This is a genomic window from Streptomyces sp. NPDC005955 (assembly GCF_042871255.1).
Lineage (GTDB): Bacteria > Actinomycetota > Actinomycetes > Streptomycetales > Streptomycetaceae > Streptomyces.
In genome coordinates, this window is record NZ_JBIAIF010000001.1 from 266,310 (window position 1) to 285,080 (window position 18,771).

The window sequence follows — 18,771 nt, forward strand, 5'->3', positions numbered from 1 at the left end:
CGCACCGCACCGCACCGCGCACGTCGAGCAGATCGCACCGCCTCAGGGGCGCGGGGAACTGCGCGAACCCACAGCGCACCGCACCGCACCGCGCACGTCGAGCAGATCGCACCGCCTCAGGGGCGCGGGGAACTGCGCGAACCCACAGCGCACCGCACCGCACCGCGCACATCGAGCGGATCGCACCCGCTCAGGGGCCGCGGACCTGCGGTGGGACGTCGCCGACACCCCCAGGGTGACCGGAAGCAATCCAGTCAGTGGACGGCCGACCGGACCGCGCCCGGAGCGAACGGGGGACCGGGCGCCACCTGCGCACGTGAGACCCCTCTCACCCCACGCCCACCACCACTACCGGACAGTGTCAAGAAAGCGCGGCCGGCGTCTTCCCAAGTCGCGATGTGACACGGAACACTCGCAGCGCATGAACATTGCCGCCCGCCATCGCGGAAATGAGGGCAAATCATGTCTGTCCACGACGACTTGACGGCTGTACAGCGCTGCATCGACGACCTGACCCGAACCGTCGGACGGCTGGCGGAGCACGTCGGGCGGGACGGACTGGAGATCCGACGGGTCCGTACCGACGCCGCTCACCTCAGGGAGAGCATCGACCTCCTGAGGGAGGTCCACGCGGCGGACGGTGGACCCGGCACCAAGGGCGGTACGCACCGGCGACCGACCGCCGCCCCGCACCGACCGGCCCCCGGGCCGGACGTCGTACGGATTCCCGACACCCCGTACGACAGCACCCTGTGGACGGACGCGGACGACGAGGGACTCGGCGCTCTGCACCGCCACGGCCCCTGAGTCGCTCGCGGCCCGGGGGCCCCGCCCCGAGCCCGAGTCCCGACCCGAGTGGAGTCCTCGTTGGCCACTGGCACGGAACCCCCCATCCCCCGCGGCGGTGTCAGAACAGGCACCCGCGCCGCCATCGACGCCCCGCACCTGCGCACCGACCGCTGGTGGCTGGCCCCCGCCGGCACCGCGGCCGGGCTGCTGGCCTTCATCGTCTACTCGACGTGGCGGGCGTTCGCGAACACCGACTACTACGCGGCCCCGTACGTCTCCCCCTTCTACTCCCCCTGCCTCGCCGAGAACTGCGCCCCGATGCGCGGCGGCCCCAACTGGGAGGTCCTCGGCGGCTGGTGGGGCCTGTCCCCCGCGCTGATCGTCCTGGTGTTCCCGCTGGGCTTCCGCCTCACCTGTTACTACTACCGCAAGGCGTACTACCGGGGGTTCTGGGCCTCGCCGCCCGCCTGCGCGGTGGCCGAACCGCACCGGAAGTACAGCGGTGAGACCCGCTTCCCGCTGGTCCTCCAGAACCTCCACCGGTACTTCTTCTACGCGGCGCTCCTCGTCGCCGTCGTCCTCACCTACGACACCGCCCTGACGTTCCGGGACGCGGACTACGCCTGGGGGCACATGGGCCTGGGCACCCTCGTCTTCCTGGTGAACATCGTGCTGATCTGGGCGTACACCCTGTCCTGCCACTCGTGCCGGCACATCGTGGGCGGACGGCTCAAACACTTCTCCAAACATCCCGTCCGCTACCGGCTGTGGGGGTGGGTCGGCAAGCTCAACGCCCGTCACATGCAGCTCGCGTGGGCGTCCCTGGTGAGCGTGGGGCTCGCCGACTTCTACGTGTACCTCCTGGCCAGCGGTGCACTCGACGATCCGAGGTTGTTCTGATGCTTCAGGTGGAACGGCAGCAGTGGGATGTTGTCGTGGTGGGCGCCGGTGGCGCCGGACTGCGCGCGGCGATCGAGGCGCGGGAACAGGGCCTGCGGACGGCGGTGATCTGCAAGTCCCTGTTCGGCAAGGCGCACACGGTGATGGCCGAGGGCGGCATCGCGGCGGCGATGGGCAACGTCAACTCGGGCGACGGCTGGAAGGTCCACTTCCGCGACACCATGCGCGGCGGCAAGTTCCTCAACCAGTGGCGGATGGCGGAGCTGCACGCCCAGGAGGCACCCGACCGGGTGTGGGAACTGGAGACCTGGGGCGCCCTCTTCGACCGCACCCACGACGGCCGCATCTCGCAGCGCAACTTCGGCGGCCACGAGTACCCGCGCCTCGCCCACGTCGGCGACCGCACCGGTCTGGAGCTGATCCGCACGCTCCAGCAGAAGGTGGTCTCCCTCCAGCAGGCCGCGGCGACCGAGTCCGGCGACCACGAGTGCTGCCTCAAGGTGTTCCAGGAGTACACGGTCACCCGCATCCTGAAGGCTCCGGACGGACGGGTGGCCGGCGTCTTCTGCTACGAACGCGAGACGGGTCGTTTCGTCGTCATCGAAGCCCCCGCGGTGGTCCTGGCGACCGGGGGCATCGGCAAATCCTTCAAGGTGACGTCCAACTCGTGGGAGTACACGGGCGACGGGCACGCGCTGGCGCTGATGGCCGGGGCGCCCCTGGTGAACATGGAGTTCGTGCAGTTCCACCCGACGGGCATGGTCTGGCCGCCCTCGGTGAAGGGCATCCTGGTCACCGAGTCGGTGCGCGGGGACGGCGGCGTCCTGCGCAACTCCGAGGGCCGGCGCTTCATGTTCGACTACGTGCCCGACGTCTTCAAGGAGAAGTACGCGGAGACGGAGGAGGAGGGCGACCGCTGGTACGAGGACCCCGACCGCAACCGTCGCCCCCCGGAACTGCTCCCCCGCGACGAGGTGGCCCGGGCGATCAACTCCGAGGTGAAGGCGGGCCGCGGCTCCCCGCACGGCGGGGTGTTCCTCGACGTCTCCACCCGCATGCCCGCGGAGGTCATCCGGCGTCGACTCCCGTCGATGTACCACCAGTTCAAGGAACTGGCGGACGTCGACATCACGGCCGAGCCGATGGAGGTCGGGCCCACCTGCCACTACGTCATGGGCGGCGTCTCCGTGGAATCCGACACGGCGGCGGCCCGCGGGGTGCCCGGGCTGTTCGCGGCGGGCGAGGTCGCGGGCGGCATGCACGGCTCCAACCGGCTCGGCGGCAACTCCCTGTCCGACCTGCTGGTCTTCGGCCGCCGGGCGGGACTGCACGCGGCCCGGTACGCGGCCCGGCTGACGGACGAACGCCCGGTCGCGGCCGACGAACAGGTCCAGGAGGCGGTGACCGAAGCGCTCCGACCGTTCGGCACGGAGGACACCGACGCGGCGGACTCAGCAGGGACGTCGGACGCGACGCTGCCGCAGGAGAACCCGTACACGCTGCACCAGGAACTCCAGCAGACGATGAACGACCTGGTCGGCATCATCCGTCGGGAGGCGGAGATGACCCGGGCCCTGGAGCGGCTGGAAGACCTGCGGGTACGGGCGCGCCGGGTGACCGTCGAGGGGCACCGGCAGTTCAACCCGGGCTGGCACCTCGCGCTCGACCTGCGGAACATGCTGCTGGTCAGCGAGTGCGTGGCGCGGGCCGCACGGGAACGCACCGAGAGCCGGGGCGGCCACACCCGTGAGGACCGCCCCGGCATGGAGCGCTCCTGGCGCAACGTCAACCTGCTGTGCTCGCTCACCGGGCCCCTGAGCTCCGGACGGGACCCCCGCGAGGCACAGATCGACCTCACCCGCGTCGAGACCGACCCCATCCGCTCCGATCTGCTGGCCCTCTTCGACAAGGAGGAGCTGGTCAAGTACCTCGCCGAAGAGGAGCTGTACGAGTGACGACCTCCGCATCCACCAGTTACGAGGCACACTTCCGGGTCTGGCGCGGGGACGCGGGCGGCGGTGACCTGGGCGACTTCCGGGTCGAGGTGAACGAGGGCGAGGTGGTCCTCGACATCATCCACCGCCTCCAGGCCACCCAGGCGCCCGACCTCGCGGTCCGCTGGAACTGCAAGGCCGGCAAGTGCGGTTCGTGCAGCGCCGAGATCAACGGGCGGCCGCGGTTGCTGTGCATGACCCGGATGTCGGTCTTCGACCGTACCGAGACCATCACGGTGACCCCGTTGCGCGCGTTCCCCGTGGTGCGGGACCTCGTCACGGACGTGGGCTTCAACTACACCAAGGCCCGCGAGATCCCGTCCTTCGTCCCGCCGCCGGACCTGGCGCCCGGCGAGTACCGCATGCAGCAGGAGGACGTGGACCGGTCGCAGGAGTTCCGCAAGTGCATCGAGTGCTTCCTGTGTCAGGACACCTGTCACGTGGTCCGGGACCACGAGGAGAACAAGGCGGCGTTCGCCGGTCCGCGGTTCCTGATGCGCATCGCCGAACTCGACATGCATCCGCTGGACGCCGCGGCCGACACCGGTCTCGACCGCAAGACCACCGCGCAGGACGAGCACGGGCTCGGGTACTGCAACATCACCAAGTGCTGTACGGAGGTCTGTCCGGAGGGCATCCACATCACCGACAACGCACTGATCCCCCTCAAGGAGCGGGCCGCCGACCGCAAGTACGACCCCCTGGTCTGGCTCGGCAACAAGATCCGCCGCCGCGGCGAGTAGCCCGCACGGCTGTACGGGGCGCGGTTGCGCGGGTACGGGGCCCTGGTCCGTCGCGGTGGTGTACGTCAACCTCCGCGGCGGGCCCGGACGGCGCTCGTCCGACGTTCCGAGGAACACGAACTCGCGTGCCAGATAAGTGCGTTCACTCGAAGGGAGCAGTTCCGACGCCAACCGCACTCCGGCCCCTACTCTGACGAGGACGAGTAGCGCAGAGAGGGGCAACACGCCATGCCGTCCACCGCTGACCCGGCCGGCCCGCAGGACGAACCGATCGCCTTCGGGCAACGGCTCCGGATGCTCCGCATGCGACGTGGCCTCAGCCGCCCACAGCTCGGGGGCCTCACCGGGTACTCCGCAGAGTGGGTCAAGAAGCTGGAGAGCGGGCAGCGCTCGGTCCCCCGGCTACCCGTCGTGCTACGGCTCGCGGAGGTGCTGAGGGTTCGTGACCTCACAGAACTGACGGGCGACCAACACAGCTGTTTGCCCCTCTTCGCCGGAGCGGGACACGCACGGCTCGGCGAGGTCAAGGCGGCCGTTGACGCCTACCCCCTCAGCACGCAACACCAGGCACCCCCCGTCGACCACCTCGCCTCCCGGGTCACCCGCGCATGGACCGCGCGCCACTCCTCGCCCCACCACCGGGAAGTGATCGGCGCGCTGCTCCCGGGGCTGATCCTCGACGCTCAGCTGGCGGTACGGCAGGCCGACCGGGCCGACCAGCGGCGGGCGGGGCAAGCCGTCCTCTCCGAGGTGTACTCACTCGCGCAGTTCTTCGTCGCCTACCAGCCGGACGCCGCACTGTTGTGGCGCGTGGCCGAACGCGCTCTGATCGCCGCCCAGGAATCGGAGGACCCGCACGCCATCGGGGTGGCCGCATGGCTCGCGACCCAGGCTCACCGCGACGGCGGACCCGCCCACTTCGATGCGGCCGACGCCATCAACCGGGGGACGTTGGCGTTCCTCGAACCGCTGTTGCCGGACGCCCCGGACACAGTCCTCGCCATCACCGGAGCGCTCACCTTCGAGGTCGGGTACACGGCCGCCTGCCGCGGGGAGACCGGCACCGCCTGGCGGTACTGGGACACGGCACGGGCGATGGCCGACCGACTGCCCTGGGACTACTACCACCCGATCACCAGCTTCTCCCGTGCCGTGATGGGTGCTCACGCGGTGACGGTCGCCGTCGAGTTGCGTGCGGGGAACGAATCGGTGCGCCATGCGGCGGCCACCGACACCTCGGCCATCGCCTCGCGACCGCGTCGGGCCCGCCACTGGATCGAAGCGGCCCGGGGCTACCACCTGGACGGCCAGCCCGACGCCGCGTTGGCGATGCTGAAGGAAGCGCACCGCAGCGCTCCGGAGACCGTCGCCTACAACGGGTACGCCAAGCGGATCGTCCTTGAGGAGGCGAACTCCTCCCTCACAAACCGCCGTCGACAGGCGTCCGACCTCGCGGTGACCCTCGGGTTCCTCTCTGCTTGAGTCGGTCAGTGGTGAGCGCGAGGCTACTGCGCGCCGGAGCACGGTGAGGTCCGGTTCGCGGACGCGGCCGCCTCGCTGCGAACTCCCGTCAGGCGGAGCAGTCGTTGGCAGGATGAAGTTGGGGGTGACGCAGCTGGGTTCGCTGATCAAGAGACGGCAACGCCGTTTGGAAGCCGCAAGTCGGAAGGGTGCTCCCCGCATGCGCGGGGGTGGTCCGACGAACGAGGACGGCGCATCTACACGCAGACGCAGATCGCCCGGGCTGAACGCACCGCCCGGCACAACGCGTTGCGCACCCGGCAGGCCGCATAGCGTAACAAACCTGCCACTTCCCCACACCGTGCACCCCGCCCCCCAGAGGATGGCTACTCCACCGATCCCTGCTCGAACGGAACGATCTCCCCGTTACCGCCGACCGCGACCCTCCGGTACGGTGCCAGCACCCGGACGCGCAGGGTCCGGGGTGAACACGAACGTCCATGGGGGCGAGATGCTTCGACGGCGAGCCGGTACACGTCATTTGCTCGATTTGCCGGACCTTCCGCTTCTGATGAAAAACAGCTCCCCCGGCCAGTAAAACCCCAGGTCGCGACCTGTCGTCCCCGCGCGTGCGGGGTTGGCCCCGAGAACCCCCGCAACGGCATCGACGGCGAGCGGTCGTCCCCGCGCGTGCGGGGTTGGCCCCACCCGCCGACACATCCTCGACGCCGAAGGCCAGTCGTCCCCGCGCGTGCGGGGTTGGCCCCCTCAACCGGGACAACCACGTCGTGGTCTGTGGGTCGTCCCCGCGCGTGCGGGGTTGGTCCCAGCCACACGACCTGGGCGTTCACGCCGTCCTCGTCGTCCCCGCGCGTGCGGGGTTGGCCCCATCACTCAACCGTCCGAGATAGCACTGTATGAGTCGTCCCCGCGCGTGCGGGGTTGGTCCCGTGTTCGTCTGGTTCAGCAGTGCGGCCACCGTGCCGTCCCCGCGCGGACGGCGTCGTCCCCGCGCATGCGGGGGTAGCCCCAACCACGGCGGTACCTGCGTCCGCGCCGGTCAGCGATCCCCGCTCCGCGGGGCCCAAGCGCACCCCGCCCCCAGGGCACCGCCCCGGGCCCACCTTGCCCGCACCCCGCCCCGCGACCTACTGTGAATGCGCTTTCATGAGCGCAGGCACCCCCGTGCCGGCGCACCCACCAGGGGATACGTACGGACAGGCAGGCGGTCAGTCGGGTGAGCACAGCCCCCACGGTGTACGACGTCGCGGAGCGCTCCGGAGTGTCGATCGCGACGGTGTCGCGGGTGTACCGCAACCCCGACTCCGTACGGCAGCAGACGCGCGACCGCGTACTCGCCGCCGCGCGGGAACTCGGCTACGTGCCGAGCGGGAACGCCCGGGGCCTGGCCAGCCGCTCCACGGGCGTGCTCGGCCTCTGCTTCCCGGACTACTCGGACCCCGACGCGGAGCACGAGGCGGGCGAGTCCGACGACGATGACGCCGCGATGCTCTACTCGGACCAGATCATCCGGGGCATGGAACGCGCCGCCCGTCGCCACGGGTACGCCCTGCTCATCGCCGCCTCGCTGGCCGGCGGCCCGGAGAGCCTGGTGGCGAAGGTCGCGGGCCGGGTGGACGGCTTCGCAGTGCTGGCCCGGACGGTGCCCACCGAGGACCTGGAGGTCATCTCGCGACGGCTGCCCGTGGTGATGTTGGCGGGTCCGCGCGAGTCCGAGCAGCTGGACCACCTCGACCACATCGAGGCGGCCAACGAGGACGGCGAGCGCGCGCTGACCCGGCACCTGATCGTGGACCACGGGCTGCGGCGGCTGGCGTTCATCGGGAGCGCCGAGGACTCCCCCGACGTGGCGGCCCGTTTCCGCGGGTACCGGGCGGCCTGCGAGGAGGCGGGCGTCCCGGTGCGGGACGAACCCGATCTGCGGGCCCCGATGATGACCCGCGCCGAGGGCGCCCGCGCCGCCGACGCCCTGCTCGACCGCGCGCAAGCGGACGGTGAACCGCCGCCGCAGGGCATGTTGTTCGCCAACGACCAGATGGCGGTGGGCGCGCTGCACGCGCTGGAGCGCCGGGGCGTGCGGGTGCCGGAGGACGTCGCAGTGACCGGGTTCGACGGCATTCCGCTGAGCCGTCTGGTGCGCCCGGCGCTGACCACCGTCCGTCAGCCGATGCGGCAGATGGGCGAGGCGGCCGTGGAGTTGCTGGTGCGCAGGTTGGGCGGCGACGGGAGCGAGCGGGTGCCCGGCGTGCCGGAGGTGGCCCCGGGCGTGCCCGTTTCGCTGATGCTGCCGGTGACGGTGGCCCGGCGCGCGAGCTGCGGCTGCTGACGTACGACGGGGGTCAGGCCCCCAGCCAGCGGGCGAAGAACCGTCGCCGGGCCGCGTCCAGCCCCGCGTACTCGGCGCGGGTCCCCTCGTGCTCGAAGTGTCCGGCCGTCAGGACGTACGACTCGCGCGGCCCGGCCACCGCGTTGTGCACGGCGAACTGTCCGGGCGGCGGCACCGCCGGGTCGAACAGCGCGGGTGCGACCAGGGCCGGGATGCGCAGCCGGGTCGCCGCCGTCGCCGCGTCGAAGTGGGCGAGGACGTCGGTGACCTCCGGGTGCCGTGCGTGGTGGGCGCGCACCGCCTCGCCGCTGCCCGTGCACGGCATCGTGAGCCGTAGCGGGTGGTGCCCGAAGGTGGGCACCGTGAGCTGGGCGGCGCCGAACCGTTCGTCGCAGGGCAGCGCCAGCGCGCCGATCCCGCCGCCGAAGCTCTCGCCCACGTACCCGAGTCGGGGAGCCCCGGGGGCGGCGAGTTCGGGGACGAGGCGGAGCAGCGCGGAGGCAGCGCACCACAGGTCGTCCACGCAACCGCCGATGACGTAGGTGTCGCGCGAGCCGATCCCGTGCAGGACGTGCGCGTCGGCGGTGTCGGGCACGTCCGGCTGGAGTCCCCGGGCGGGCAGTCCGCGGGCGCAGGGCAGGATCGCGGCGGACCCGGACAGCGGGAGCGGCAGGGCGGGCGCCGGGGTGTCCCGGCCGTCGTAGCCGTGTCCGATCACGAACCCGTACCGGGCGGGCCGCCCGTCGGCGGGGAGCGCCAGCCAGCCGCCGGTGCGGACGCCCCCGGTGGAGGCGTACGTGAGCGGGTGGAGCCGTACGCCGTCCCGTTCGTCCTCGGGAGGGCCGACGACGGGGTCGGGGTCGACGGCGCGGGCCGCCGCGTACCGGGAGCGCCAGAACGCGTCGAAGCCGGCGGGCTCCGGGGGCGGGGTCACGGCGAGCAGCCGGGCCGGTTCGTACCCGTGCGCGGGATCGAAGGGGAACGGGTGCGGCAGGTCCGGCGCCCGCTCCGGCACGGCGGGCGTCGAGCGGGACGACGGCTCGACCGGTACGGATGAGCCAGACGGTACGGGTGGTACGGGCGGTACGGGCGGTACGGGCATGGCCGGAGCCTAGGTCGTGCGGACCGCTGGGGGCACCGGGCTCCGAGCGCGCACCCGACCCGCTCGACAGGCGGCGAGTTCGACCGCGGGCACCCTGCTCGCCACACCGCCCCGCCCCGGCCCCGACCGGGCGGGGTGAAAGCGTTGTGCGCCACATTCCCTTTCCGTGCGCAAACATCCGATCTAGCGTGCAAGGTGCTGCAACTCATACATATCCCCCCACCCCCGAGCCGTGAGCCCCCACCCCCATGCGACAGACCTCGCACGACACCGCGCACCCGCTCCCCGCACGGACCCCCCACCCGGAGGGCCCGCACCGGCGCACACCGGAGGGCGGGCGACCCGCGGGCGCCGTTACCGGAGTGTGATGTAAAGCCCCCTTGCATATCCCGGAACGCCTGGCGCAGAGTGATGTATGCGCTTACAGACAGCGCATACATCACGGGCGGGCGTCCTGGGTACCCGAAGACGATCAGGGGTCTTCGGGCGCGAGGAGTCAGGGACGCCAGCAAGGCCCGGGAAGCTCAAGGAGGAGCCGTCCATGCACCGCGCCGCCAGAACCGCCACGGTCGCCATCGCCCTCGCGACGGCGTTCGGAACAACCGCCTGCGGGACGTCGGGCGGTGAGAGCGTCGCCGCCGACGCGAAGCAGACGCTCACCGTGTGGGCCATGGGCGCCGAGGGCGAGAAGCTCGGCGACGTCGCCAAGGAGTACACCGAGGCGAACCCGAACGTGACCGTCAAGGTGACCCCCGTCGGCTGGGACGTCGCCCACCAGAAGCTCGTCGCCGCGGCCGCCGCGGGCAACCTCCCGGACATCGCGCAGATGGGCGGGACGTACATGGGCGAGTTCGCCGCGATCGACGCCCTGGAACCCGTCGACACCGAGATGTTCGACCAGAAGGACTTCTTCCCGGCCGGGTGGGACCAGGGGGTCGTGGACGGCAAGGCGTACGGCGTGCCGTGGTACGTCGACACCCGCGTCCTCTACTACCGCACCGACCTCGCGAAGCAGGCCGGCATCGACGAGCCGCCCGCCACCTGGGCGGAGCTCCGGTCGGCCGCCGCCGCGTACCAGGACGAGGCCGGGACGAAGTGGGGCCTGTCGATCCAGCCCAGCGGCCTGGACACCGTCCAGAGCTTCTACCCGTTCCTGTACTCGGCGGGCGGCGAGATCGTCGGCGAGGACGGCAAGGCGGCCATCGGCAGCCCGGCCGCGGTGAAGGCGTTCGAGGAGTACGGGGCGTACTTCGACGAGGGCCTGGCCAAGAAGAGCGTGCAGCCCGGCTACGACGTGACCAAGGACTTCAACACCGGCGACGTGCCGATGTTCTTCTCCGGCCCGTGGATCATGTCGATGCTGAAGACCCAGTACCCGGACCTGGACGGCAAGTGGGCCGTCGCCCCCGTCCCGACCGGGGAGCAGTCCGTGTCCATGGCCGGCGGCTCCAGCCTGGTGATCTCCAAGGACAGCGACAACAAGCCGGCCGCCAAGGAGTTCATCAAGTACCTGACGGACACCAAGGGTCAGGAGGACTGGTTCGAGCGGACCAGTGACCTGCCCGCCGCCACCGCCGCCTGGGAGTCCGGCGCGCTGGCCGAGGACCCGAACCTCCAGGTCTTCCGGAAGCAGATGGAGACCGCGAAGACCTCGCCGCCGCTCGCCGAGTGGTCCGAGATCACCTCGAAGGTCGACACCGCCATCGAGTCCGTGACCCAGGGCAAGGCCTCCGCCGAGGACGCCGCGAAGAAGGCGCAGTCCGAGGTCGAAAGCCTCGTGGAGTAGCGGCGATGAGCACCACGACCGGACCTGCCGCCGCCGGCGCGGCCAGGGCGAAGGCCGGGCCGGGCGGCCGCCCCGGCCCGGGCGGGACGGCACCCGACAGCGGGGCCGACCGCCGGGGCCGCGGGCGACGCAAGGCGCGGCTGGGCACGCAGAACCTCGCCGGGTGGCTGTTCTCCACCCCGTTCCTCGTGCTGTTCGCGGTCTTCATGGCCTTCCCGATCATCGCGACGCTCGTCATGAGCTTCACGGACTTCGGGTTGCGCAACGTGACCGACCCGTTGGAGGCCGAGTTCGTCGGCTTCGAGAACTACACGAAGCTCTTCGGCGACGAGAAGTTCCTCACCGCCCTCTTCAACACGGCCTACTTCGTCGTCATCGGGGTTCCGCTCACCATCGGACTCGGTCTGCTGGTCGCGGTGCTCCTCAACAACGGCATCGACCGGGCGCGCACCTTCTTCCGCGTCGGCTTCTACGCCCCCGTGGTCACCTCGATCGTCGCCGTCGCCGTGGTGTGGCGGTTCGTCCTCGACCCGGCGGACGGGCTGATCGCCGGTCTCGCCGCCGAGGTCGGGCTCACCGCGCCGGACTTCCTCGGTGACGAGAAGCTCGCGATGCCGTCGCTGATCCTGATGGCGGTGTGGCGGAACATGGGCACGGTCATGGTGCTCTTCATCGCCGGGCTCCAGGCCATCCCCACCGAGGTGCGGGAGGCCGCGAAGCTCGACGGCGCCGGTCCCTGGGGCGAGTTCCGCCGGATCACCGTGCCGCTGCTGCGGCCGACCCTGCTGTACGCCACCGTGATCACCACGATCGGTTACCTCAACGTCTTCGAGGAGCCGTTCGTGATGACCCAGGGCGGTCCCTCGGACAGCACGCTCACCGTCTCGCTGCACATGTACCGCGAGGGCTTCAACTTCTTCCACATGGGCTATGCGAGCGCGATGGCGTACGTCCTCTTCGTGGTGATCATGGGCATCACCGTGCTCCAGCTCCGACTGCTGAAGGACAACACGGCATGAGCGCCACGAAGTCCACCCCGGTCGCCGCCCCGCCCGCCCCGACCGGCGCCGCGCCGCCGCGGTCGACCGGTCCGCGACTGCGCCGGGTGCTGGTGTACGCACTGGTCTCGCTCGGTCTGCTGATCATGTCGGCACCGTTCCTGTGGATGGCGCTGTCGGCATTCAAGACCAACGAGGAGCTCAGCGCCTCACCGCCCGTGTGGCTGCCCACCGAGTGGACGCTCGCGCACTTCGAGCGACTGCTGGACCGGCTGGACCTCCCGCGCTACTTCCTCAACTCGGTGATCGTGGCGACCCTCGTCACCGTCTCCAACCTGCTCTTCTGCTCGATGCTCGGCTACGCGCTCGCCAAGCTCAGGTTCGCCGGCCGCAACAAGCTCTTCGGGCTGGTGCTCGGTGCGCTGATGGTGCCCGGCAACCTGATGCTGCTGCCGCTGTTCGTGCTGATGAGCAAGTTGCAGCTGATCGACTCGTACGCCGGTCTGGTGCTGCCGTTCGCGGCGGGCGCCTTCGGGGTCTTCCTCATGCGGCAGTTCATGCAGTCGATCCCGGACGAACTGCTGGAAGCGGCGCGGATGGACGGCGCCGGGGAGTGGTACATCTTCTGGCGGATCGTGATGCCGCTGGTCAAGCCCGCCCTCGCCACGCTGACGATCTTCACCTTCCTGGGGTCCTGGAACAACTTCGTGTGGCCGTTGATCGCCACCAACGACCCCGACAAGTACACGCTCCCGGTGGCGCTGGCGACCTTCGCCACCGACCCCAACCAGTCGGCCGGCTCCAACGGCATGCTGATGGCCGGGTCCTTCCTGATCGTGCTGCCGGTGCTGCTCGTCTTCGCCGTGCTCCAGCGCCACTTCACCCAGGGCATCGCCACCGCCGGCATGAAGTAGCGCCGCCCGCCCCCCTTCTCGACATCCGATTCGCTCCCCCCGCACGCCGGGCCGCTCCCCCACCCCTCGGGCCCCTTGGGACCGGAGCGCGCCCGCACCCACCAGAGAGACAGGACGATGACGCACGCCCCGACACGGTTCCCCGACGGCTTCCTCTGGGGGGCCTCCACCGCCGCCCACCAGATCGAGGGCAACAACACCACCAGCGACTGGTGGCGCAAGGAGCACAGCGGCACCTCCCACATCCAGGAACCGAGCCTGGACGCGGCCGACAGCTACCACCGTTGGCCCGAGGACATGGACCTGCTCGCGGAGCTCGGCTTCACCGACTACCGGTTCAGCATCGAGTGGGCCCGCATCGAGCCGGCCCGCGGTCACTTCTCGCACGCCGAGATCGCCCACTACCGCCGCATGGTCGAGGGCGCCCGGGCCCGTGGTCTGCGCCCGATGGTGACCCTGCACCACTTCACCGTCCCGCAGTGGTTCGAGGACCTGGGCGGCTGGACCGCCGACGAGGCCGTGGACCTGTTCACCCGGTACGTCGAGGCCACCGCCCCGGTCATCGCCGAGGGCGTGGACCACGTCTGCACCATCAACGAGCCGAACATGATCGCCGTGATGGCCGGGGCCGCCAAGGCCGGGGACATCGGCTTCCCGCCGGCCGGACTGCCGACGCCCGACGAGGACACCACCCGCGCGATCATCGCCGTCCACCACGCCGCGTCGAAGGCCGTCAAGGCCGTCAACCCGGACATCCAGGTCGGTTGGACCATCGCCAACCAGGTCTACCAGGCACTTCCCGGCGCCGAAGGGGTCACCGCCGCCTACCGGCACCCGCGCGAGGACGTGTTCATCGAGGCCGCCCGCGGTGACGACTGGATCGGCGTCCAGTCCTACACCCGGACCCGGATCGGCCCCGACGGACCCATCCCGGCACCCGAGGACGTCGAGCGCACCCTGACCAGCTGGGAGTACTACCCGGCGGCCGTCGGCCACGCCCTGCGGCACACCGCGGACGTGGTGGGCGACGTCCCGCTGATCGTCACCGAGAACGGCATCGCCACCGATGACGACGACCGCCGCATCGCCTACACCAAGGGCGCGTTGGAGGAGGTCGAAGCGGCGCTGCGGGACGGGCTCGACATCCGCGGCTACCTGCACTGGAGCGCACTCGACAACTACGAGTGGGGCTCCTTCGCGCCCACCTTCGGGCTGATCTCCTACGACCCGGTGACCTTCGAGCGCACCGCCAAGCCCTCCGCCGTCTGGCTCGGCGGGCTCGGCCGCACCCGGGAACTCCCCACCGGGGAGTGAGCCGCGGGCGCGGGGCGGCCCCCTCCGCCGCCCCGCGCCCCACCGGACGACGCCGTCGGCCCGTCGCAGCCCCGCCGGGCCGACGGCGTCCCCCACCCCCCCACCCCCCCATTTCCCCCGCTCCCCCGCTCCCCCGCATCCCCACCCGCAGCGCCCCGACCGCTCCCGCGCGGGGCGGCACCGACGTGCCGCGGGCCCGACCGCCGCGCTGCACGGCCCTCCGCACGACTCCACACCTCCCGACACCAGGAGCTGGAACCGCATGGACCGCATCCGCCTGCACCGTCGATCGTTCCTCACCACCGCCGGAGCCGGGGCCGCCGCCCTGACCCTGGCCGCCGCACCGGCCCGGGCCGCCGCGCACCGCGACCCGTCCCGCGCACCCGCCGCCGACGCGCCCCTGCTGCACCGGTGGTTCCGCGACACCTACCGCTCGATCGACGCGATGACCACGGACTTCGGGCTCACCGCCGACAAGACGGACCTCAGCGCCGCCGGCCGCCCGGTCCCCTCCCGCCAGACCTCGCCCACCAACATCGGCTGCGGTCTGTGGTCCACGGTGGCCGCCGCCGGACTCGGGGTGATCAGCCGGGGCACCATGCGCCGCGACCTCGCCCGTACCGTCGCCGCCGTGGAGAAGCTGGAACGGCACCACGGCTTCTGGCTCAACTGGTACGACGCGTACGACGGTTCGACGCTGACGCAGTGGCCGGAGACCGGCGCGGCCGTCCGTCCGTTCCTCTCCTCCGTCGACAACGCCTGGCTGGTCGCCGGGCTGCGGATCGCCGCCGACGCCGACCCCTCGCTGCGCCGCCGCATCGCCCGCATCCTCGCCACCGCCGACTGGTCGTTCTTCTACACCCCGTACGACGCGGCCGACCCGGCGCAGCGTCCGGGCCAGTTGCGCGGCGGCGTCTGGACCGACACCGACGAGCCCACCGGCCACCACTACGGCGCCCTGAACACCGAGCCCCGGATGGCGAGTTACCTCGGCATCGCGGACGGTTCGCTGCCCGCGCAGCACTACTGGTGCATGTACCGGACGATGCTGCCCGAGTGGGAGCAGGAGCAGACGCCGGGCGGCTCGTACGTCACCGTGGACGGCGTCCGGGTGTGGAACGGCCACTACTCCTACCGGGGCCGCAAGCTGGTGCCCAGCTGGGGCGGATCGATGTTCGAGGCGCTGATGGTGCCGCTGTTCGTCCCCGAGTCCGCGTGGTCCCCGCACGCCTGGGGCCGCTCCCACGAGCACTACGTGCGCGGCCAGATCGAACACGGACTCGTCGAGGAGGGGTACGGGTACTGGGGCTTCTCCCCATCCAACGTGCCCGACGGCGGTTACCGCGAGTACGGCGTGGACGCGATGGGCATGCAGACCGAGGGGTACCGGTCGCACGGGGTGGTCACCCCGCACGCCTCGTTCCTCGCCCTGCCCCAGGCGCGCGGCGAGGCCGTCGCCAACCTCCGCGCGCTCGCCCGGGACTTCGGTGCGTACGACGACGGGTACGGGTTCCGGGACTCCGTGGACGTCCGCAGCGGGCGGGTCAGCGACTTCGTCCTCGCCCTGGACCAGGGCATGATCGCCGCCGCGCTCGCCCAGGAGCTACGGCCCGGGCTGCTCCAACGCCCCTTCCGGACGGGCGGGTTCGCCTCCCGGGTCAAGCCGCTGCTGGCCCGGGAGCGGTTCAGCATCTGAGCGCCGGCCGCACCGGCTCAGCCGTCGTCGCGCCCGTTCTCCAGGTGCACGATCCGCAGCCCGACGGCGTCCAGCGCGCGTTTGGTGCGGCCGTAGAGCCCGACGGACAGGTCCGTCGGCTCCGCCACCTCCTGGGGCGCGACGTAGGTGAGGACGTCCGGGTGGTGACCGGTGACCACCCAGCCCTCGACGGCGTCCGGCGTGATGACGCCGAAGTCCCCCGCGGCCGAGCCCGCGCCCACCGGACCGAACTGAGCGAGGAGGTCGGCGGCCCGGCCCGCGGGGTCACCGGACGCGGTCGCGAGGACCACGCAGGTGCCGTGCTCGAACAGGGCCCAGGTCTTGTGGGGGTCGGCGAGGAGGGTGCGCCAGGTGGTGATCAGTGTCGGGGTGGTCATGGGGTCCAGGATGACCGCCCCCACTGACAGCGGGGCGTGCCCGGGAGCCCGCCCGCGGTGCCGCGGCTGCCGCACGATCGCGGTCGCGGGGCGGGGTGCGGGGTCATATGTTCAAGGATGTGACGTCGCCCAGGAGTCGGCCCCCGCGGGGTCCGGGCAGGTGGGAGGGCGCGCCGGGGTGGCCGGCGCACCCTCGACGGACCGTGCGGCGGACGGGGGCCGTGCTCGCGCGTGGCGGGCCGGTGGCCCTGCTCGCGCTGGCGGTGCTGCTCGGGCTGGGGCTCGTGCTCGGTGCCGCCGGGGTCACCCGCGCGGACGATCCCGTACCGCTGTCCCGCACCGGGCAGATCACCGACACGGTCGGCGCCCTCGGTGACCGCCGCGACGAGGTGGCCGCCGCCCTGGAACGCCTGGACCGCGATCAGGGCCTCCAGCTGTACCTGGTGTACGTGCGCGACTTCTCCGGGCGGACGCCGCAGAGCTGGGCGGACGCGACCGCGGACCGCGGTGGCCTCGGGCTGGACGACCTGCTGCTGGCCGTCGCCACGCACGACCGCCAGTACGCGTACTCGGTGGACCAGGACGTCCGGCTGACCGATGCGCAGCTCGCCGCGGTCGCCCGCACGGCGATCGAGCCGGCGCTCCGGGCGAACGACTGGGCGGGCGCCGGGATCGGCGCCGCCGACGGGATGGACGCGGTGCTGTCGGGGCGGCCCGTCCCCGTGCCGTCGCTGACGCCCGGTGACCCCGATCCGGGCAGCCTGGTCGGTCCGGACGTGGGCACCGGGGACTTCGTGCTCCCGGTGGTCGCGGTGGGCGCGGCCGGCGCGCTCGCGGTGTACGCGGTCGCCCGCAAGCGACGGCGCGCGAAGACGGTGCGGCAGGGTCCCGAGTGGGGGGCCAGGGCCCCGGGCGCGCCGGGTCCCGTCCCGCTGCCCGAGTGGGACGGGCGGGCCCGGCGGCTGCTGGTGACGACCGACGACGCGGTGCGCACCAGTGCGGAGGAGCTGGGTTTCGCCACGGCGCAGTTCGGCGAGGAGGCCACCCGGCCGTTCACCGAGGCGTTGGAGTACGCCCGTACGGAGCTGACGGCCGCGTTCCGGTTGCGCCAGCAGCTCGACGACGCGTTCCCGGAGGACGACGCCACCCGACGGCGGATGCTGGACGAGATCATCGCGCGTTGCACGGAGGCGAACCGTCGGCTGGACGCGGAGTCGGCGGCGTTCGACCGGCTGCGGGCCCTGGAGCAGTCGGCGCCCGCGGCGCTGGAGCAGGCCGACGGGGTGTACCAGCAGGTCAGCAGCCGGACGGAGGGCGCGCAGAAGACCCTGGACCGGCTCGGCGCCGCTTACGCACCGGCCGCTTCGGTGCCGGTGGCGGGCCATGTGGAGCAGGCGAAGGACCGGTTGGTGTTCGCGGCGGCGGGCCTGGCGGGTGCCCGTGAGGCGGTGGCCGCCGGGGACAGCGGTCGGGCCGCCGTCCAGTTGCGGGCCGCCGAGGGGGCCCTGGACCAGGCGGGGACCTTCGTGGCGGCGGTGGAGCGGCTGGCCGAGGAGATCGCGGCGGCGGACCGGGCCGTGCCGGGTGCGCTGACGGAGACGGAGACGGACCTCGCCGAGGCGCGCGGCATGCTCGACGGCACGGGGGCGGGCGAGCCGACGGCGGACCTCAGGGGCCGGGTCGCGCGCGCCGAGGCGGTGCTGCACGACGTGGGGGCGGAGCGGGCGGCGGGCCCCTACGACCCGATCGGCGCACTGCGGAGGTTGGAGGAGGCCGACGGGGCGCTCGACGCGGCGTTGGCGGGGGCGCGGGAGCGGGAGGCGACACAGGTGCGCGCCCGGTCGTTGCTCGGGCAGGCGCTGCTGACGGGTCGCAGTGCGGTCGGTACGGCGGCGGACTACGTCACCACGCACCGGGGCGCGGTGGGCAGCCAGGCGCGGACCCGGCTCGCCGAGGCGGAACGTCATCTGGCGCGGGCCCAGGGGGCGACGGGCGACCCGGCGGGTGCGCTCGCCGACGCCCAGCGGGCGGACGCGTTGGCCCGGGAGGCCCGGCAGTTGGCGGAGCAGGACGTGCGGGCGCGCGGCACCCCGTACGGCGGGCGCCCCGGTGGCAGTGGGGGGACGGGCGGCGCGGTGCTCGGCGGGATCATCCTCGGCCAGGTGCTGGGCGGTCTCGGCCGGTCCGGCGGCGCGGGCGGTTTCGGGGGTCCGTCGGGGCGGGGCGGTTTCGGTCCGGGGAGCTTCGGCGGCGGTGCCACCCGGGGCCGCAGGGGTGGGGGCGGACGGTTCTGACAGCAGTTGCGGCACCGGCCGCGGAACGTCGCGAC

At 72.2% G+C, this 18,771-nt stretch carries 14 protein-coding genes and 1 CRISPR repeat array; of the genes, 12 read left to right on the forward strand and 2 right to left on the reverse strand.

All coding sequences use genetic code 11. The features are described from left to right. Nucleotides 1-462 precede the first annotated feature (462 nt). The 6 genes from ACFYOU_RS01105 (at nt 463) to ACFYOU_RS01130 (ending at nt 8,234) form a co-directional block, all read left to right on the forward strand. The gene (locus ACFYOU_RS01105) at nt 463-807 is read left to right on the forward strand and encodes a hypothetical protein (RefSeq protein ID WP_391302503.1); all 345 of its coding nucleotides are present in this window, start codon (nt 463-465) and stop codon (nt 805-807) included. Nucleotides 808-867: 60 nt separating this feature from the next. Continuing rightward, a complete protein-coding gene (locus ACFYOU_RS01110) occupies nt 868-1,689 on the forward strand; it encodes a hypothetical protein (protein ID WP_389765098.1) in 822 nt (273 codons plus the stop codon). Next, nucleotides 1,689-3,644: a fumarate reductase/succinate dehydrogenase flavoprotein subunit gene (locus ACFYOU_RS01115; protein ID WP_391302505.1), complete on the forward strand. Its 1,956-nt coding sequence runs from the start codon at nt 1,689-1,691 to the stop codon at nt 3,642-3,644. The genes ACFYOU_RS01110 and ACFYOU_RS01115 overlap by 1 nt, the downstream gene beginning before the upstream one ends. Beyond that, nucleotides 3,641-4,426 carry a succinate dehydrogenase/fumarate reductase iron-sulfur subunit gene (locus ACFYOU_RS01120; protein ID WP_391302507.1) on the forward strand — a complete coding sequence of 262 codons (786 nt, stop codon included), beginning with the start codon at nt 3,641-3,643 and terminating at the stop codon, nt 4,424-4,426. The genes ACFYOU_RS01115 and ACFYOU_RS01120 overlap by 4 nt, the downstream gene beginning before the upstream one ends. A gap of 228 nt (nt 4,427-4,654) precedes the next feature. Then, nucleotides 4,655-5,908, forward strand: coding sequence for a helix-turn-helix domain-containing protein (locus ACFYOU_RS01125; RefSeq protein ID WP_391302509.1), 1,254 nt, complete (start codon nt 4,655-4,657; stop codon nt 5,906-5,908). Nucleotides 5,909-6,503: 595 nt separating this feature from the next. Then, a CRISPR array of direct repeats spans nt 6,504-6,894; the repeat unit is 25 nt; unit sequence GTCGTCCCCGCGCGTGCGGGGTTGG. Between the two features lie 230 nt (nt 6,895-7,124). After that, a complete protein-coding gene (locus ACFYOU_RS01130) occupies nt 7,125-8,234 on the forward strand; it encodes a substrate-binding domain-containing protein (RefSeq protein ID WP_391302511.1) in 1,110 nt (369 codons plus the stop codon). Nucleotides 8,235-8,247: 13 nt separating this feature from the next. Here ACFYOU_RS01130 and ACFYOU_RS01135 read toward each other — a convergent pair whose 3' ends face one another. Then, nucleotides 8,248-9,336 carry an acetylxylan esterase gene (locus ACFYOU_RS01135; protein ID WP_391302513.1) on the reverse strand — a complete coding sequence of 363 codons (1,089 nt, stop codon included), beginning with the start codon at nt 9,334-9,336 and terminating at the stop codon, nt 8,248-8,250. A 541-nt stretch (nt 9,337-9,877) separates the two neighbouring features. Between ACFYOU_RS01135 and ACFYOU_RS01140 the strand changes: the two genes are divergently transcribed. From ACFYOU_RS01140 to ACFYOU_RS01160, 5 genes are all read left to right on the forward strand, one after another. After that, nucleotides 9,878-11,122: an extracellular solute-binding protein gene (locus tag ACFYOU_RS01140; RefSeq protein WP_391302515.1), complete on the forward strand. Its 1,245-nt coding sequence runs from the start codon at nt 9,878-9,880 to the stop codon at nt 11,120-11,122. A 5-nt stretch (nt 11,123-11,127) separates the two neighbouring features. Then, entirely contained in the window at nt 11,128-12,141 is a 1,014-nt protein-coding gene (locus ACFYOU_RS01145) for an ABC transporter permease subunit (RefSeq protein ID WP_391302517.1), read from the forward strand. Continuing rightward, nucleotides 12,138-13,034, forward strand: coding sequence for an ABC transporter permease subunit (locus tag ACFYOU_RS01150; protein ID WP_391302519.1), 897 nt, complete (start codon nt 12,138-12,140; stop codon nt 13,032-13,034). The genes ACFYOU_RS01145 and ACFYOU_RS01150 overlap by 4 nt, the downstream gene beginning before the upstream one ends. Nucleotides 13,035-13,151: 117 nt before the next feature. Beyond that, entirely contained in the window at nt 13,152-14,348 is a 1,197-nt protein-coding gene (locus ACFYOU_RS01155) for a family 1 glycosylhydrolase (protein WP_391302521.1), read from the forward strand. Nucleotides 14,349-14,625: 277 nt separating this feature from the next. Then, nucleotides 14,626-16,044, forward strand: a complete 1,419-nt coding sequence (locus ACFYOU_RS01160) for a glucoamylase family protein (protein WP_391303757.1) — start codon at nt 14,626-14,628, stop codon at nt 16,042-16,044. A gap of 17 nt (nt 16,045-16,061) precedes the next feature. Here ACFYOU_RS01160 and ACFYOU_RS01165 read toward each other — a convergent pair whose 3' ends face one another. Next, on the reverse strand, nt 16,062-16,442 hold the full coding sequence (locus ACFYOU_RS01165; protein WP_391302523.1) for a hypothetical protein: 381 nt from the start codon (nt 16,440-16,442) through the stop codon (nt 16,062-16,064). A 221-nt stretch (nt 16,443-16,663) separates the two neighbouring features. Here ACFYOU_RS01165 and ACFYOU_RS01170 point away from each other — a divergent pair, with 221 nt between their 5' ends. After that, nucleotides 16,664-18,736, forward strand: coding sequence for a TPM domain-containing protein (locus tag ACFYOU_RS01170; protein WP_391302525.1), 2,073 nt, complete (start codon nt 16,664-16,666; stop codon nt 18,734-18,736). Nucleotides 18,737-18,771: the final 35 nt, after the last annotated feature.

Coding starts and splice junctions, on each gene's coding strand:
- ACFYOU_RS01105 (WP_391302503.1), top strand. CDS start 463: ATGTCTGTCCACGACGACTTGACGGCTGTACAGCGCTGCATCGACGAC.
- ACFYOU_RS01115 (WP_391302505.1), top strand. CDS start 1,689: ATGCTTCAGGTGGAACGGCAGCAGTGGGATGTTGTCGTGGTGGGCGCC.
- ACFYOU_RS01125 (WP_391302509.1), top strand. CDS start 4,655: ATGCCGTCCACCGCTGACCCGGCCGGCCCGCAGGACGAACCGATCGCC.
- ACFYOU_RS01135 (WP_391302513.1), bottom strand. CDS start 9,336: ATGCCCGTACCGCCCGTACCGCCCGTACCACCCGTACCGTCTGGCTCA.
- ACFYOU_RS01140 (WP_391302515.1), top strand. CDS start 9,878: ATGCACCGCGCCGCCAGAACCGCCACGGTCGCCATCGCCCTCGCGACG.
- ACFYOU_RS01145 (WP_391302517.1), top strand. CDS start 11,128: ATGAGCACCACGACCGGACCTGCCGCCGCCGGCGCGGCCAGGGCGAAG.
- ACFYOU_RS01150 (WP_391302519.1), top strand. CDS start 12,138: ATGAGCGCCACGAAGTCCACCCCGGTCGCCGCCCCGCCCGCCCCGACC.
- ACFYOU_RS01155 (WP_391302521.1), top strand. CDS start 13,152: ATGACGCACGCCCCGACACGGTTCCCCGACGGCTTCCTCTGGGGGGCC.
- ACFYOU_RS01165 (WP_391302523.1), bottom strand. CDS start 16,442: ATGACCACCCCGACACTGATCACCACCTGGCGCACCCTCCTCGCCGAC.